Annotated in this window: 16 protein-coding genes and 1 other annotated feature; of the genes, 10 read left to right on the top strand and 6 right to left on the bottom strand. The window is 56.3% G+C overall.

Features of this window, described 5'->3' with window-relative positions; all coding sequences use genetic code 11:
- Nucleotides 1-64: 64 nt before the first annotated feature.
- A complete protein-coding gene (fusA, locus tag AC007G_RS10120; RefSeq protein ID WP_032686804.1) occupies nucleotides 65-2,167 on the bottom strand; it encodes an elongation factor G in 2,103 nt (700 codons plus the stop codon).
- Nucleotides 2,168-2,407: 240 nt separating this feature from the next.
- On the opposite strand from fusA, the gene AC007G_RS10115 reads away from it, so the two are divergent.
- Nucleotides 2,408-2,707, top strand: coding sequence for an ArsR/SmtB family transcription factor (locus AC007G_RS10115; protein WP_004864510.1), 300 nt, complete (start codon nucleotides 2,408-2,410; stop codon nucleotides 2,705-2,707).
- A 236-nt stretch (nucleotides 2,708-2,943) separates the two neighbouring features.
- Here AC007G_RS10115 and AC007G_RS10110 read toward each other — a convergent pair whose 3' ends face one another.
- The 4 genes from AC007G_RS10110 to AC007G_RS10095 form a co-directional block, all read right to left on the bottom strand.
- Nucleotides 2,944-4,302 (bottom strand): APC family permease, encoded by a 1,359-nt coding sequence (locus AC007G_RS10110; RefSeq protein ID WP_032686803.1) that lies wholly within the window; start codon nucleotides 4,300-4,302, stop codon nucleotides 2,944-2,946.
- The gene (gene yoeI, locus AC007G_RS10105) at nucleotides 4,292-4,357 is read right to left on the bottom strand and encodes a membrane protein YoeI (protein WP_099002043.1); all 66 of its coding nucleotides are present in this window, start codon (nucleotides 4,355-4,357) and stop codon (nucleotides 4,292-4,294) included. The genes AC007G_RS10110 and yoeI overlap by 11 nt, the downstream gene beginning before the upstream one ends.
- A gap of 236 nt (nucleotides 4,358-4,593) precedes the next feature.
- Nucleotides 4,594-5,484, bottom strand: a complete 891-nt coding sequence (locus tag AC007G_RS10100; protein ID WP_142630825.1) for a LysR substrate-binding domain-containing protein — start codon at nucleotides 5,482-5,484, stop codon at nucleotides 4,594-4,596.
- A gap of 37 nt (nucleotides 5,485-5,521) precedes the next feature.
- Nucleotides 5,522-6,346 (bottom strand): SDR family oxidoreductase, encoded by an 825-nt coding sequence (locus AC007G_RS10095; protein ID WP_004864515.1) that lies wholly within the window; start codon nucleotides 6,344-6,346, stop codon nucleotides 5,522-5,524.
- A gap of 175 nt (nucleotides 6,347-6,521) precedes the next feature.
- On the opposite strand from AC007G_RS10095, the gene hisL reads away from it, so the two are divergent.
- The 9 genes from hisL to hisIE all read left to right on the top strand — a co-directional run bounded on the left by hisL (nucleotide 6,522) and on the right by hisIE (nucleotide 13,777).
- Nucleotides 6,522-6,572: a his operon leader peptide gene (gene hisL, locus AC007G_RS10090; RefSeq protein ID WP_099130698.1), complete on the top strand. Its 51-nt coding sequence runs from the start codon at nucleotides 6,522-6,524 to the stop codon at nucleotides 6,570-6,572.
- Nucleotides 6,548-6,670: a sequence feature (His leader region), on the top strand. It overlaps the preceding gene by 25 nt.
- A gap of 46 nt (nucleotides 6,671-6,716) precedes the next feature.
- Entirely contained in the window at nucleotides 6,717-7,616 is a 900-nt protein-coding gene (gene hisG / locus AC007G_RS10085) for an ATP phosphoribosyltransferase (RefSeq protein WP_004864517.1), read from the top strand.
- A 56-nt stretch (nucleotides 7,617-7,672) separates the two neighbouring features.
- Nucleotides 7,673-8,977 carry a histidinol dehydrogenase gene (gene hisD / locus AC007G_RS10080; RefSeq protein ID WP_142630826.1) on the top strand — a complete coding sequence of 435 codons (1,305 nt, stop codon included), beginning with the start codon at nucleotides 7,673-7,675 and terminating at the stop codon, nucleotides 8,975-8,977.
- Complete coding sequence (gene hisC / locus AC007G_RS10075) at nucleotides 8,974-10,035, top strand: histidinol-phosphate transaminase (RefSeq protein ID WP_142630827.1); 1,062 nt, start codon at nucleotides 8,974-8,976, stop codon at nucleotides 10,033-10,035. The genes hisD and hisC overlap by 4 nt, the downstream gene beginning before the upstream one ends.
- The gene (hisB, locus tag AC007G_RS10070) at nucleotides 10,032-11,099 is read left to right on the top strand and encodes a bifunctional histidinol-phosphatase/imidazoleglycerol-phosphate dehydratase HisB (RefSeq protein WP_004864524.1); all 1,068 of its coding nucleotides are present in this window, start codon (nucleotides 10,032-10,034) and stop codon (nucleotides 11,097-11,099) included. The genes hisC and hisB overlap by 4 nt, the downstream gene beginning before the upstream one ends.
- The gene (hisH, locus tag AC007G_RS10065) at nucleotides 11,099-11,689 is read left to right on the top strand and encodes an imidazole glycerol phosphate synthase subunit HisH (protein WP_032686800.1); all 591 of its coding nucleotides are present in this window, start codon (nucleotides 11,099-11,101) and stop codon (nucleotides 11,687-11,689) included. Before hisB ends, hisH begins: the two co-directional genes overlap by 1 nt.
- Nucleotides 11,689-12,426, top strand: coding sequence for a 1-(5-phosphoribosyl)-5-[(5-phosphoribosylamino)methylideneamino]imidazole-4-carboxamide isomerase (gene hisA / locus AC007G_RS10060; RefSeq protein ID WP_032686799.1), 738 nt, complete (start codon nucleotides 11,689-11,691; stop codon nucleotides 12,424-12,426). The genes hisH and hisA overlap by 1 nt, the downstream gene beginning before the upstream one ends.
- Nucleotides 12,408-13,184 carry an imidazole glycerol phosphate synthase subunit HisF gene (gene hisF, locus AC007G_RS10055; RefSeq protein ID WP_004864530.1) on the top strand — a complete coding sequence of 259 codons (777 nt, stop codon included), beginning with the start codon at nucleotides 12,408-12,410 and terminating at the stop codon, nucleotides 13,182-13,184. Before hisA ends, hisF begins: the two co-directional genes overlap by 19 nt.
- On the top strand, nucleotides 13,178-13,777 hold the full coding sequence (hisIE, locus tag AC007G_RS10050) for a bifunctional phosphoribosyl-AMP cyclohydrolase/phosphoribosyl-ATP diphosphatase HisIE (protein ID WP_004864532.1): 600 nt from the start codon (nucleotides 13,178-13,180) through the stop codon (nucleotides 13,775-13,777). The genes hisF and hisIE overlap by 7 nt, the downstream gene beginning before the upstream one ends.
- A gap of 105 nt (nucleotides 13,778-13,882) precedes the next feature.
- Here the strand turns inward: hisIE and AC007G_RS10045 are convergent, their stop codons facing one another.
- Nucleotides 13,883-14,890 (bottom strand): acyltransferase family protein, encoded by a 1,008-nt coding sequence (locus AC007G_RS10045; protein ID WP_064356876.1) that lies wholly within the window; start codon nucleotides 14,888-14,890, stop codon nucleotides 13,883-13,885.
- Between the last annotated feature and the right edge of the window lie 54 nt (nucleotides 14,891-14,944).

Below are 14,944 nucleotides of genomic sequence, written 5' to 3'. Positions count from 1 at the left end.
AACCCCCATGCCGCACGGTCCCGTCGCCCGGATCAGGCGAGAGCCGCAACCCGGAAACGGTGATTTAGCCTTTGGCGCGGCTGGCGATAATCGTGTCTGCCACGTTGCGCGGGGCTTCCGCGTAGTGATGGAACTCCATACTGTATGTCGCTCGTCCCTGCGACATCGAGCGCAGCGTAGTGGAATAGCCAAACATTTCCGCCAGCGGAACGTCCGCGCGGATAATCTGGCTGCCGAATCGCTCTTCCATCCCCTGCACCATGCCACGACGAGAAGAGAGATCGCCCATAATATTCCCGGCGTACTCTTCCGGCGTTTCCACCTCCACATGCATCACCGGTTCGAGAATCACCGGATCGGCTCTGCGCGCCCCCTCCTTGAAGCCGAAAATCGCCGCCATGCGGAAGGCCATTTCCGATGAGTCGACATCATGATACGAACCAAATGTCAGGGTCGCTTTGACATCGACCACCGGATAACCCGCCAGCACGCCGGTGCCCATCGCTTCGCGCAAGCCTTTCTCCACCGAAGGAATGTACTCGCGCGGCACCACGCCGCCTTTCGTTGCGTCTTCAAACACAAAGCCGCTCCCCGGCGCCAGCGGTTCGAGGGTCAGCACAACATGACCATACTGCCCTTTCCCGCCGGACTGACGGACAAATTTCCCTTCCACCTCTTTCACCGTTTTACGCAGTGTCTCGCGGTAGGTCACCTGTGGACGGCCGATATTCGCCTCAACGCCGAACTCACGCTTCATCCGGTCGACGATAATTTCCAGATGCAGTTCGCCCATCCCGGAGATAATTGTCTGCCCGGACTCTTCATCAGTATGCAGGCGGAAAGAGGGATCCTCAGAGGCCAGGCGCTGGAGGGCAATCCCCATTTTTTCCTGATCCGCTTTGGTTTTCGGCTCAATCGCTAACGAAATCACCGGTTCCGGGAACTCCATCCGTTCCAGGGTAATGATCGCATTCGGATCGCACAGGGTGTCGCCGGTGGTGACATCTTTCAACCCGACGCAGGCGGCAATATCCCCGGCATGCAGCTCATCCACTTCGTGGCGATCGTTGGCATGCATCAGCACAATACGCCCGATGCGTTCTTTCTTACCTTTGACCGGGTTGTAAACCGCGTCGCCTTTTTTCAGGGTGCCGGAATAGACACGAATAAAGGTCAGCTGGCCGACATACGGGTCAGTCATCAGTTTAAACGCCAGCGCCGAGAACGGTTCGTCGTCGCCAGGATGGCGTTCCGCCGGCTGCCCTTTCTCATCAACGCCGTCAATCGCCGGCACATCCTGCGGCGAAGGCATCAGTTCGATAACCGCATCCAGCATCCGCTGTACGCCTTTATTTTTAAAGGCGCTGCCGCACAGCACCGGCTGAATTTCGCCGCCAACGGTACGTTTACGCAGCCCGGCCACAATATCGGCCTCGCTCAGTTCACCGCTCTCGAGATATTTATCCATCAGCTCATCGTTAGCTTCCGCCGCTGCGGAGACCATTTTCTCTCGCCACTGTCGGGCGGTTGCCAGCAGCTCGTCCGGTACCGGCGCATAGCTGAAGGTCATCCCCTGGGTCGCGTCATCCCATAAAATGGCGCGCATTTTGATGAGGTCCACCACGCCGGTGAAATGCTCCTCGGCGCCTACAGGGATCACGATCGGCACAGGATTTGCCTTCAGGCGGTCAATCATCATCTGCACGACGCGGAAGAAATCAGCGCCCGGACGGTCCATTTTATTGACGAAGGCCAGCCGCGGAACGTGATATTTATTCGCCTGTCGCCACACGGTTTCCGACTGCGGCTGCACGCCGCCGACGGAGTCATAGACCATCACCGCACCGTCCAGCACGCGCATCGAGCGCTCCACTTCGATGGTGAAATCCACGTGGCCCGGGGTGTCGATAATATTGATGCGATGCGGCTCGAAGCTACGGTCCATGCCGGGCCAGAAACAGCTCACCGCGGCGGAGGTAATGGTAATTCCGCGCTCTTGCTCCTGCGCCATCCAGTCAGTGGTTGCCGCGCCATCGTGTACTTCACCCAGTTTGTGGCTCATTCCGGTGTAAAACAGAATGCGCTCGGTGGTGGTGGTTTTACCGGCATCGATATGCGCGGAGATACCGATGTTGCGATAACGTTCGAGAGGGATGGGTCGGGGCATGATGCGTCCTTAGTCATTTTGACTGTCAGTAAGCGGCCAAATTGTGCCGCAGAGTGGTTAACTGCCGCCATCATAGTACAATTGTACGAGTATATTCGAACTATTTTTACTATCACTGTCATTGGTGAAGCGGCGGCTTGCACGCGTGGCGTTAGACCCTCAGTTTGGATATATTACCTGCCAGCCGCCGATACGGGCTGCGACTCCCGGGAGCCGCGCAACCGCCGACACAGGAATATTATGATCGCCAATCACCCCGAACGTGAACACATTCGCCTGGAAAATGTTCTTTTTGCCCTTGGTAACCCGATGCGCCTGGAGATCGTTCGCATCCTGGCCGACGGCAGCGAGCAGAGTTGTAACGCATTGCGTCATGAAGACATCGCCAAGTCGACGATGACCCACCACTGGCGCGTCCTGCGCGATAGCGGGGTCATCTGGCAGCGCCCTCAGGGACGGGAGAATATGATTTCCTTGCGCCGGGAGGATCTCGACGCGCGCTTTCCCGGGCTGCTGGATGCGCTTTTGAAGGTGATGTAGCAGGTGAAGTCAACCCTTCGGGATATGTGCCCGCACTTCTACCGGCTGGCGGCTGACGCCTTTCCCGGCCTACTGGCTCTGTACTAGCGACCCGGTCTGTCGCTTCTTTACGGCTACCGGACAGCTCTCCCCTGTAGCCCCGGTAAGCCGTCAGCCACCACGGGGAAATCCGCGAGCGACGGAAACAAAAAAGCCGGAGGTTTCCCTCCGGCTTTTTGAATCACTACGGGCGATGCTTACGCCACGTCTTCGTACTGCGGTACCGGGTTGCGGAAGCTTTTGGTCACGCAGGCCAGGTACACCAGACCAATACCGCCCCAGATCAGGCCCAGAATCATTGAGCTCTCTTCCAGGTTAATCCACAGCGCACCCACGGTCAGGGCGCCGCACACCGGCAGGAACAGGTAGTTAAAGTGGTCTTTCAGCGTCTTGTTACGCTTTTCACGGATCCAGAACTGGGAGATCACCGACAGGTTAACGAAGGTAAATGCCACCAGCGCCCCGAAGTTAATCAGCGCCGTCGCCGTCACCAGGTCGAATTTAATCGCCAGCAGAGCAATCGCGCCAACCAGCAGCACGTTCCACGCCGGAGTACGCCATTTCGGGTGGACGTAGCCGAAGAAACGGGTCGGGAACACGCCGTCGCGGCCCATGACGTACATCAGACGAGAAACGCCTGCATGCGCGGCCATACCGGAAGCCAGCACGGTCACGCTGGAGAAGATCAGCACGCCCCACTGGAAGGTTTTACCCGCGACGTACAGCATAATTTCAGGCTGTGATGCGTCCGGATCTTTAAAGCGCGAGATATCCGGGAAATAGAGCTGCAGGAAGTAAGAGGCACCGATGAAAATCAGGCCGCCAATCAGCGCAGTCAGGAAGATAGCCTTCGGAATCACGCGCTCAGCGTCTTTGGTCTCTTCAGACAGCGAAGAGATGCCATCAAAGCCGAGGAACGAGAAGCACAGAATGGTCGCACCGGTAATCATCGGCACCACGTGCGCCCCTTCAGACCAGAACGGACGAGTGCTGGTCAGTGTGCCTGCGCCTTCGCCGTGCATCACGCCGTAGATAATCAGGCCAACAATCACCGCCACGATCCCCATCTGCAGGATAACGATCAGGGTGTTGAAGTTCGCTACGGTCTTGATGCTGCGCAGGTTAGAGATGGTCATAAAGGCCACCAGCGCGACAACGAAGATCCACGAAGGAATTGAAGGCACCAGCGCTTCAAAGTAAATTTTGGCCAGCAGAATATTGATCATCGGCATGAACAGATAGTCCAGCAGCGATGACCAGCCCACCATAAAGCCCACGGCCGGGCTGATGGATTTCTGAGCGTAGGTGTAAGCGGAACCCGCTGACGGGAAACGACGAACCAGTTTACCGTAGCTCAGTGCCGTAAAGAGAATGGCGATCAGTGCGAAGGCGTAAGCCGTCGCGACGTGACCGTCGGTCAAACCAGAGACGATACCAAACGTATCGAACAGCGTCATCGGCTGCATATAGGCCAGGCCCATCATTACAACCGGAATCAACGTAAGCGTTTTACGTAATTCCACGCGAGAGGTTTTTGGAGTAGCGTTATGCGACATGGTGGTTATCCCCTTTTACGGCGAAGGCCAGCGCGTAAGCAAAAAATTGCCCCATTTTAGTGTATTCCTCAGCGACAACGACTGTCGGTTTTTAGTAAATATCTATCCGGTACGAAGCCCGGCCTCTTGGTATTGAATGATGTGTCTTTAAAGCAAAAAAATAACCGACACTTTAAAAAAGCGTCGGCTAGTTTCTATTTTTTCAGGCCGCGTATTTTGCAACACTTACTGGCCAAATGACAAGATGTTGGAGCGCCAAATCGTCGCCACAATTACTTAACAGATTAATATTTATACAATTTTAATATCATAGATCGTATGGATAGCATTATTTGCTAAAATCTCGCTGCGCCACCATGCGCAAGAGAGTCCGGCGGCGTCTTCATTCCAGCCCAGCCATGCCCGATGCGCGGGTAAATGAGCGGCCACCTCTTTCTCTATCAGCTCACCGCTTTCCAGCTGAGCCTGCACCAGATACCTTGGCACATACCCCCATCCCAGCCCCGCGCTAATCAACATCAGCTGGCCGGTAAAATCGTACGTCACCAGGCTTTCCTGATCGTCAACCGACGGCCACTCCCCGCCGCTCACGATAGCCCGATAGTGTTTCATCGCCCGCCAGCTTAGCGGCGCATCCATTTTTGCCAGCGGATGCTGCGGCGCGATAACGAAGATGTGCGCCAGCTCACCTAGCTGGCTAAAGCCATAGCCGACCCGCGCCGGCGGATCGCTTAATACCCCAATGACAATATCTGCCCGGCCTTCCACCAGCGCATTCCAGCCACTGGCCGGCGTATCGCGGACAAAACGCAGTCGGGCAGCGGTATGCTGCTGATAGAACCGGCTGACCAGAGGCGCCAGTAAAAAGAAGGGAAAAGTGTTATCCACCGCCAGCACCAGCGCATTTTCCCAGCCCTGATGCAGTTTAATCGCCTGTTTTTCCAGCTCGCGAACGGTATGCAGAACTTCGCGCCCCTTTTCCAGCAGCATCTGTCCGGTGGGGGTAAAGCGCGCCCGATGGCCGCTGCGGTCAAGCAGCTGAATATTGAGATCGCTTTCCAGCTTATGAATGGTATAGCTCAGCGCAGAAGGCGTTTTGTACAGCTTTGCCGACGCAGCGGCAAAGCTCCCCTCTTTTTCCAGCGCATCCAGAATGACGAGCACATCCAGCAGTGGTTTCATCGCCGCCCCCTCAGGTTCGCGATTCCCCGCTGGCGGATTACTCCATCGGCATCACCAGCGGATCGGGGTACTGATAGTCAAACCCCAGTTCATAGCAGATACGGTTACCATCAATAATTTTTCCGGCGCCGCCGTTTGGGCTATCGGCAAACACCGGGGCCGGTAAGCCAAGTTCACGGGCCATTTGCGGATAGAACACGCCGCGCGCCGGATGTTTGGGCGCACATATATTATAGATGTGTCCGCCCTTCGGAGCCTGCAGCAGCAGCTCGATTGCTGAAATGACATCCTGCAGGTGTACCAGGTTCACGCCGTGCTGACCGTCCGGCGCGGACTTCCCGGCAAAGAAACGCCCGGGATGACGAGAGGGCCCCACCAGTCCGGCCAGACGCAAAATATCCACCGAGGTACCCGGAAGGTTGTGCAGCCAGTCCTCCAGCTCCTTCAGCACCCTGCCGCTGGCGGTTTGCGGATCGCGCGGCGAATTTTCTTTTAACGTCCCGCTGGCATTGCCGTATACGGAAGTGGAACTGGTGAAGACGATCCGCGGGATATGGTAAGCCAGCGCCGTATCGACGAGCTCCTGTACCGCCTGCAGATAAAAATCCTCCCCAGGCCCGCTGCGGCGTGCCGGCAGCGTAATCACCAGCGCATCCACGTTCATCAATGCATCCAGATCTTCGGCATCGCAGACCAGCTGCGGCTCCAGGCGTAACGGATAGCTGTCGATACCGCACATCCTCGCCGCCTCCACGCCGTCCTGGGTGGTTTTGCTGCCGGTAACCTGCCATCCCCGCGCGCTCAATGACAAAGCGAGCGGCATGCCCAGCCATCCTAAACCGACAATTGCGACCTTTTTCATACCTGGCTCCTGACTCTTTCGCTGTGCTGACTTAAGGCTACGCCAGCCAGCGGCAACTGACAATTTCTTCAGTAAAGATGAAATGAATTAATGATGGTAAAAAGCCCTTGCTTTCTGCGCTTGAAGTGGTTTAGGTTAAAAGGCATCAAATGCATAGTCATTCAAAGAGAATTTTATGAACAGCGTTCAATTTAAACACCATCATCATCACCATCATCCTGACTAGTCTTTCAGGCGATGTGTGCTGGAAGACGTTTAGATCTTCCAGAGGTGCATGAGCGCGAATAGAGCCCCCGGAAGATTTACTTCCGGGGGCTTTTTTTTGAACCAAATTCGGACAGATTCAGACAGGAATTAAGAGGAAATAAGAATGTTAGACAACAGCCGTTTACGCATAGCTATTCAAAAATCAGGCCGCCTGAGCGAAGATTCACGCGAATTACTAAGCCGTTGTGGCATTAAAGTGAATTTGCACACCCAGCGTCTGATTGCGCTGGCGGAAAATATGCCGATCGACATTCTGCGTGTCCGCGATGACGATATCCCGGGGCTGATTATGGACGGCGTGGTGGATCTCGGCATCATTGGCGAGAACGTGCTGGAAGAAGAGTTGCTGAGCCGTCGCGCTCAGGGTGAGGACCCGCGCTATTTCACTCTGCGTCGCCTTGATTTTGGCGGCTGCCGCCTGTCGCTGGCCACTCCGGCGGATGAACGCTGGGAAGGCCCGTCGTCGCTGGACGGCAAACGTATTGCCACCTCCTATCCGCACCTGCTCAAGCGCTACCTCGATCAGAAAGGCATCTCCTTTAAATCCTGTCTGCTGAACGGTTCCGTTGAAGTCGCCCCGCGCGCTGGCCTGGCCGACGCGATTTGCGACCTGGTCTCCACCGGCGCCACCCTGGAAGCCAACGGTCTGCGCGAAGTGGAAGTGATGTTCCGCTCTAAAGCCTGTCTGATCCAGCGCGATGGCGAAATGGCCGATGCCAAACAGCAGCTCATCGACCGTCTGCTGACCCGTATTCAGGGGGTGATTCAGGCGCGCGAATCCAAATACATCATGATGCACGCCCCGACCGAACGTCTGGAGGAAGTGGTGGCCCTGCTGCCAGGCGCTGAACGCCCGACTATTCTGCCGCTGGCAGGTGACAAACAGCGTGTTGCCATGCATATGGTCAGCAGCGAAACCCTGTTCTGGGAAACCATGGAAAAACTGAAAGCGCTGGGTGCCAGCTCCATTCTGGTACTGCCCATCGAGAAAATGATGGAGTAATCCACGGGGAACAGGCCCGACGGGCCTGTCTCAGAGATTAGACAGGGGAAACGACCATGAGCTTCAATACCATCATCGACTGGAACAGCTGCAGCGCAGAACAACAGCAACAACTCTTAATGCGCCCGGCGATTTCTGCCTCCGACAGCATCACCCGTACGGTGGCGGACATTCTTGATAACGTCAAAACCAATGGCGACGCGGCGCTGCGCGAATACAGCGCAAAGTTTGATAAAACCGACGTCAAAACGCTGCAAGTCAGCGAAGAAGAAATTGCCGCTGCCGGCGCTCGCCTCAGCGATGAGCTGAAACAAGCCATGGCGGTCGCAGTCAGCAATATCGAGACCTTCCACAACGCGCAAAAACTGCCGGGCGTGGACGTGGAGACGCTGCCGGGCGTACGTTGCCAGCAGGTGACCCGTCCTATCGCCTCCGTCGGCCTCTATATTCCCGGCGGTTCTGCGCCGCTGTTCTCGACGGTACTGATGCTGGCGACGCCGGCGCGCATCGCGGGATGCCAACAGGTCGTTCTGTGCTCCCCGCCGCCGATTGCCGATGAGATTCTTTACGCGGCCCAGCTTTGCGGCGTGCGCACCATCTTCAACGTCGGCGGCGCTCAGGCGATTGCCGCGCTGGCTTTCAGCACCGAGTCGGTGGCCAAAGTCGATAAAATTTTTGGCCCGGGCAACGCCTTCGTCACCGAAGCCAAGCGCCAGGTCAGCCAGCGTCTGGACGGCGCGGCGATCGATATGCCGGCAGGACCGTCAGAAGTGCTGGTGATTGCCGACAGCGGCGCGACGCCGGACTTTGTCGCCTCCGACCTGCTGTCGCAGGCGGAACACGGCCCGGATTCTCAGGTGATCCTGCTGACTCCGGATGCGGCGATGGGACAACAGGTCGCCCGCGCCGTTGAGCGCCAGCTGGCGGAGCTGCCGCGCGCTGAGACCGCCCGGGAAGCGCTCTCGGCCAGCCGTATTATCGTGGCCCGCGATCTCGCCCAGTGCGTAGAAATCTCCAACCAGTACGGTCCGGAACACCTGATTATCCAGACCCGTAACGCCCGTGAACTGGTTGACAGCATTACCAGCGCCGGTTCGGTGTTCCTCGGCGACTGGTCGCCGGAATCCGCCGGTGATTATGCCTCCGGCACCAACCACGTGCTGCCGACCTATGGCTATACCGCCACCTGCTCAAGTCTGGGACTGGCGGACTTCCAGAAACGCATGACCGTGCAGGAGCTGTCGCGCGAAGGCTTTGCCGCCCTCGCCTCGACCATTGAGATCCTCGCCGCCGCAGAGCGCCTGACCGCCCACAAAAATGCCGTTACGCTGCGCGTTGCAGCCCTTAAGGAGCAAGCATGAGCATCGAAGATTTAGCCCGCGCTAACGTGCGCGATCTGACGCCTTATCAGTCTGCTCGTCGTCTGGGCGGCAAAGGCGATGTCTGGCTGAACGCCAATGAGTTCCCGACCGCCGTCGAATTTCAGCTGACCCAGCAGACGCTGAACCGCTACCCGGAATGTCAGCCGAAAGCGGTGATTGAGAATTATGCCCGCTATGCCGGCGTTAAGCCGGAGCAGGTTCTGGTCAGCCGCGGCGCCGATGAAGGTATCGAGCTGCTGATCCGCGCCTTCTGCGAACCGGGACAAGATGCGGTGCTCTATTGTCCGCCAACCTACGGCATGTACAGCGTCAGCGCTGAAACTATCGGCGTGGCCTGCCGGACGGTACCGAGCCTGAGCGACTGGCAGCTCGATCTGCCGGGCATCGCCGCGAATCTCGACGGCGTGAAGGTGGTGTTTGTCTGCAGCCCGAATAACCCGACCGGACAGATTATTAACCCCAACGATATGCGCACGCTGCTGGAGATGACCCGCGGGAAAGCGATTGTGGTGGCCGATGAAGCCTATATCGAGTTCTGTCCGCAGGCGACGCTGGCCGGCTGGCTGAGCGACTATCCGCACCTGGTGGTCCTGCGCACGCTGTCAAAAGCCTTTGCCCTCGCCGGACTGCGCTGTGGGTTTACCCTGGCGAATGCCGAGGTGATTAGTCTGTTAATGAAAGTCATCGCCCCCTACCCGCTGTCAACGCCGGTGGCCGACATTGCCGCCCAGGCGCTCAACGAGCAGGGTATCGCCGCGATGCGCGCGCGCGTGGCGCAGATTCTCGACGAGCGTGAGTATCTGATCGGCCAGCTGCGCGGTATCCCGTGCGTTGAACAGGTCTTTGACTCCGAGACTAACTATGTCCTCGTGCGCTTTAAAGCGTCCAGCGCAGTGTTTAAATCTTTGTGGGATCAGGGCATTATCTTACGAGACCAGAATAAACAACCCTCATTAAGCGGCTGTTTGCGTATCACTATCGGTACCCGTGCAGAGAGCCAGCGCGTGATTGACGCTTTGACTGCGGAGAATGTATGACCCAGAAGTTTCTCTTTATTGACCGTGACGGTACGCTGATTTCCGAGCCACCGGTTGATTTTCAGGTAGACCGCTTTGAAAAGCTGGCCTTTGAGCCGCAGGTGATCCCGGCCCTGCTGAAACTGCAGCAGGAAGGTTACAAGCTGGTGATGATCACCAATCAGGACGGTCTGGGGACCGACAGTCTGCCGCAGGCGGAGTTTGACGGCCCGCACAATCTGATGATGCAGGTGTTCTCTTCCCAGGGCGTCAGTTTCGACGAGGTGCTGATTTGTCCGCATCTGCCGGCCGACAACTGCGAATGCCGCAAGCCTAAAACCCAGCTGGTGCTGCCGTGGCTGGAAGAGGGCGTCATGGATAAAGCCCACAGCTACGTTATCGGCGATCGCGCCACCGACATCGAGCTGGCGGATAACATGGGCATTACAGGCCTGCGCTATGACCGCGAGACGCTGAACTGGCCGACTATCTGCGAACAGCTGACTCGCCGCGACCGCTATGCCCACGTTGAGCGCAACACCAAAGAGACCCAGGTGGATGTCAAAGTCTGGCTGGATCGCGAAGGCGGCAGCAAAATCCACACCGGCGTCGGCTTCTTCGATCATATGCTCGATCAAATCGCCACCCACGGCGGTTTCCGTCTGGAGATTAACGTCGGCGGCGACCTCTATATCGACGATCACCACACCGTGGAAGATACCGGTCTGGCGCTGGGCGAGGCATTAAGGCTGGCGCTGGGCGATAAGCGCGGGATCAACCGTTTTGGGTTTGTGCTGCCGATGGACGAATGTCTGGCCCGCTGCGCGCTGGATATTTCCGGTCGCCCGCACCTGGAATATAAAGCCGACTTCGCCTATCAGCGCGTCGGCGATCTGAGCACCGAGATGGTGGAGCACTTCTTCCGTTCGCTCTCCTACACCATGGCGGTCACGCTGCACCTGAAAACGAAGGGCAAGAATGACCATCATCGCGTCGAAAGCCTGTTTAAGGCCTTTGGCCGTACGCTGCGTCAGGCCATCCGCGTGCAGGGCGATACGCTCCCCTCGTCGAAAGGAGTCCTGTGATGAACGTGGTGATCCTCGACACCGGCTGTGCCAACCTCAATTCGGTAAAGTCGGCAATCGGCCGCCACGGCTACCAGCCGGCGGTCAGCCGCGATCCGGATGTGGTGCTGCGCGCCGATAAACTGTTTTTACCCGGCGTCGGTACCGCGCAGGCGGCCATGGATCAGATTCGCGAACGCGAGCTGATTGAGCTGGTGAAAGCCTGCACCCAGCCGGTGCTCGGCATCTGCCTCGGCATGCAGCTGCTGGGGCGGCGCAGCGAAGAGAGCAACGGCGTGGATTTGCTGGGCATTATCGAAGAAGACGTGCCGAAAATGACCGATCACGGGCTGCCGCTGCCGCATATGGGCTGGAACCGGGTCTACCCGAAAGCCGGGAACCGTCTGTTCCGCGGTATCGATGACGGCGCGTATTTTTATTTCGTTCACAGCTATGCCATGCCGGTGAATCCTTACACCATCGCCCAGTGTCATTACGGCGAGCCGTTCACCGCGGCGGTACAGAAAGATAACTTTTTTGGCGTCCAGTTTCACCCGGAACGCTCGGGCAGCGCCGGCGCGCAGCTGCTGAAAAACTTCCTGGAGATGTGATGATCATTCCTGCTTTAGATTTAATTGACGGCACGGTTGTCCGTCTCCATCAGGGCGATTACGGCCAGCAGCGCGACTACGGCAACGATCCGCTGCCGCGCCTGCAGTCCTACGCCGCGCAAGGGGCCGAAGTGCTGCACCTGGTCGACCTGACCGGCGCGAAAGACCCGGCGAAGCGCCAGATCCCGCTGCTGAAAACGCTGGTTGCCGGAGTGAACGTGCCGGTGCAGGTTGGCGGCGGCGTGCGGACGGAAGAAGATGTGGCAGCCCTGCTTGCCGCAGGCGTGGCGCGCGTGGTGGTGGGTTCAACGGCGGTGAAATCGCCGGAAGTGGTAAAAGGCTGGTTTACGCGTTTTGGCCCGCAGCATCTGGTGCTGGCGCTGGACGTGCGTATCGACGCGCAAGGCAACAAGCAGGTGGCAGTCAGCGGCTGGCAGGAAAACTCCGGCGTGACGCTGGAAGAGCTGGTGGAGAGCTATCAATCCGTCGGCCTGCAGCACGTCCTGTGCACCGATATCTCTCGCGATGGCACTCTGGCGGGGTCCAACGTCGCGCTGTATGAAGAAGTGTGCGCCCGCTATCCGCAGGTGGCCTTTCAGTCTTCTGGCGGTATCGGCGATCTTAATGATATTGCCGCGCTGCGTGGAACCGGTGTGCGCGGCGTGATTGTCGGTCGCGCGCTGCTGGAAGGTAAATTTAACGTAACGGAGGCTATTCAATGCTGGCAAAACGGATAATCCCCTGCCTCGACGTTCGCGACGGCCAGGTAGTGAAAGGCGTGCAGTTCCGTAATCACGAAATTATCGGCGATATCGTCCCGCTGGCGAAACGCTATGCCGACGAAGGCGCTGATGAGCTGGTGTTCTACGATATCACCGCCTCCAGCGACGGCCGCGTCGTCGATAAAAGCTGGGTGTCGCGGGTAGCGGAAGTGATCGATATTCCTTTCTGTGTCGCAGGCGGAATTAAATCCCTCGACGATGCGGCGCAGATTCTCTCCTTCGGCGCCGACAAGATTTCGATTAACTCCCCGGCGCTGGCCGATCCGACGCTGATTACCCGTCTGGCCGATCGTTTTGGCGTGCAGTGTATTGTGGTGGGCATCGACACCTGGTTTGATGCCGAGAGCGGTAAATATCACGTTAACCAGTACACCGGCGATGAGAGCCGCACGCGAGTGACTCAGTGGGAGACTCTCGACTGGGTGCAGGAAGTGCAGAAACGTGGCGCCGGCGAGATCGTGCTGAACATGATGAATCAGGATGGCGTGCGTAACGGCTACGATCTTGAACAGTTGCGTAAAGTCCGCGCCGTCTGCCACGTGCCGCTTATCGCTTCCGGCGGCGCCGGCACCATGGAGCACTTCCTTGAAGCCTTCCGCGACGCCAACGTCGACGGCGCGCTGGCGGCGTCGGTGTTCCACAAGCAGATTATTAATATTGGTGAACTAAAAACGTACCTGGCAGCACAGGGCGTGGAGATTAGGGTATGTTAACTGAACAGCTGGACTGGGAAAAAACCGACGGCATGATGCCGGCCATCGTACAGCACGCCATCTCCGGCGAAGTCCTGATGCTGGGCTACATGAATCAGGATGCGCTGGCGAAGACCGAAGAGAGCGGTAAAGTGACCTTTTATTCACGGACCAAACAGCGTCTGTGGACCAAAGGGGAAACCTCCGGCAACTTTCTCAACGTGGTGAGTATTACTCCGGATTGCGATAACGATACCCTGCTGGTGCTGGTTAACCCAATCGGCCCGACCTGCCATAAAGGCACTTCCAGCTGCTTCGGTGACGCCGGCCACCAGTGGCTGTTCCTGTATCAGCTGGAACAACTGCTGGCCGAGCGTAAGCATGCGGATCCGGAAAGCTCATATACCGCGAAGCTGTACGCCAGCGGTACCAAGCGTATTGCGCAAAAGGTCGGGGAAGAAGGCGTGGAAACCGCGCTGGCGGCAACGGTACACGACCAGTTTGAGCTGAAGAACGAAGCGTCGGATCTGATGTATCACCTGCTGGTACTGCTGCAGGATCAGGGGCTGGATTTGACGGCGGTGGTCGAGAACCTGCGTAGCAGGCATAAATAAATCGATGAAGGGAGGGTAGGCCCCTCCCCTTTTAGCCGTCGCAACGCTACTCCGGCTGCAGTGCACTAACCAGTTAAATACCGTTCAATAAAACCCAAACTATAATTAACTTATTTTGGCAATCTGACGCTTTAACGCCCGATAGAGAGGATAATCGATAAATCGCGTATAAATATAGGCAATGAATATTGATGCAAATGCCGCTATTGATATTGATACCCAGGCATTCTCAGAGTCAAAAATGAATCCGGATACGATAACCAGTTCATGCAATAAATACAAAGGGAAGCTAATATAACCGAGAAACAAGAATAAATTAGAGGTGAAAATTCTCTTTATCAATTGATTATCCGGAAGATGATCGATGAATAGCATCGGGATAAACGCAACAAATAAAAAATAGTCCAGTCGACTATGGTTCATTGCATATACGCCAACGATCGATACGATAGCCGCTGCGGTAATAAAGAAAGCCATGAACTTTTCTTTCATCAGACACTTAAAGTACTCTGTCTGTGATAAAGAAAAAAACAATGAACCAATCAGCATTGACAGCATTGCTGTTAGCATTGATGGCGGTATCCCTGATGGATGTTTATGCCACAGAAAAATAAATAATAAACCTGCAACTACCGCACGAGTCATATTTCCTAATCGCGTAAAGATTAGAGGAATTAAAAGTGACACCCAAAACTCAATACTGATACTCCATGATGGCTCATTGACTAACTTGAAGTCATGCCAGTAAAGACCATGAAGAAATAATATATTTTTTAATATCACGCTAATAGAAAAAACATCCGGACTGGAAACATAGCCGCCATGGTGTGCATTGTAGTAATAAATGGCTACCATCAGTATCGTTGACAGAAAATGAAGCGGCCATAATCTGGCAAAACGTGTAAGAACGTATTTGAAAAAGTTTCCTGAGGCGTGGGCATAGGTTAGAACAAAGCCACTCATGATGAAAAAATATACCACGCACAGATAGGCACCGCTAAATGGTCTGACTTGCGGCCAACCCATAAAGCTGCCAAACATATGGCTGAGCATGACCATACCCGCCAATATCCCACGAGTGCCATCAATGGCATCAAATCTGTTAACAGACAATCTACACCCCATATTCCAATGAGTAAAACTACATTCTTTTAGAAGAAAGAATTT

The organism is Klebsiella sp. CSG-1, assembly GCF_056521145.1.
Note: the sequence above shows the minus strand (reverse complement) of the source record. Positions and strands in the feature narration are given on the sequence as shown.

Bases quoted from the DNA above. Each gene is read 5' to 3' on its own strand.
- hisA (WP_032686799.1), top strand. From the start codon at position 11,689: ATGATCATTCCTGCTTTAGATTTAATTGACGGCACGGTTGTCCGTCTC.
- hisIE (WP_004864532.1), top strand. From the start codon at position 13,178: ATGTTAACTGAACAGCTGGACTGGGAAAAAACCGACGGCATGATGCCG.
- hisH (WP_032686800.1), top strand. From the start codon at position 11,099: ATGAACGTGGTGATCCTCGACACCGGCTGTGCCAACCTCAATTCGGTA.
- AC007G_RS10110 (WP_032686803.1), bottom strand. From the start codon at position 4,302: ATGTCGCATAACGCTACTCCAAAAACCTCTCGCGTGGAATTACGTAAA.
- AC007G_RS10100 (WP_142630825.1), bottom strand. From the start codon at position 5,484: ATGAAACCACTGCTGGATGTGCTCGTCATTCTGGATGCGCTGGAAAAA.
- hisD (WP_142630826.1), top strand. From the start codon at position 7,673: ATGAGCTTCAATACCATCATCGACTGGAACAGCTGCAGCGCAGAACAA.
- fusA (WP_032686804.1), bottom strand. From the start codon at position 2,167: ATGCCCCGACCCATCCCTCTCGAACGTTATCGCAACATCGGTATCTCC.
- hisC (WP_142630827.1), top strand. From the start codon at position 8,974: ATGAGCATCGAAGATTTAGCCCGCGCTAACGTGCGCGATCTGACGCCT.
- hisB (WP_004864524.1), top strand. From the start codon at position 10,032: ATGACCCAGAAGTTTCTCTTTATTGACCGTGACGGTACGCTGATTTCC.
- hisF (WP_004864530.1), top strand. From the start codon at position 12,408: ATGCTGGCAAAACGGATAATCCCCTGCCTCGACGTTCGCGACGGCCAG.
- hisG (WP_004864517.1), top strand. From the start codon at position 6,717: ATGTTAGACAACAGCCGTTTACGCATAGCTATTCAAAAATCAGGCCGC.
- AC007G_RS10095 (WP_004864515.1), bottom strand. From the start codon at position 6,346: ATGAAAAAGGTCGCAATTGTCGGTTTAGGATGGCTGGGCATGCCGCTC.
- AC007G_RS10115 (WP_004864510.1), top strand. From the start codon at position 2,408: ATGATCGCCAATCACCCCGAACGTGAACACATTCGCCTGGAAAATGTT.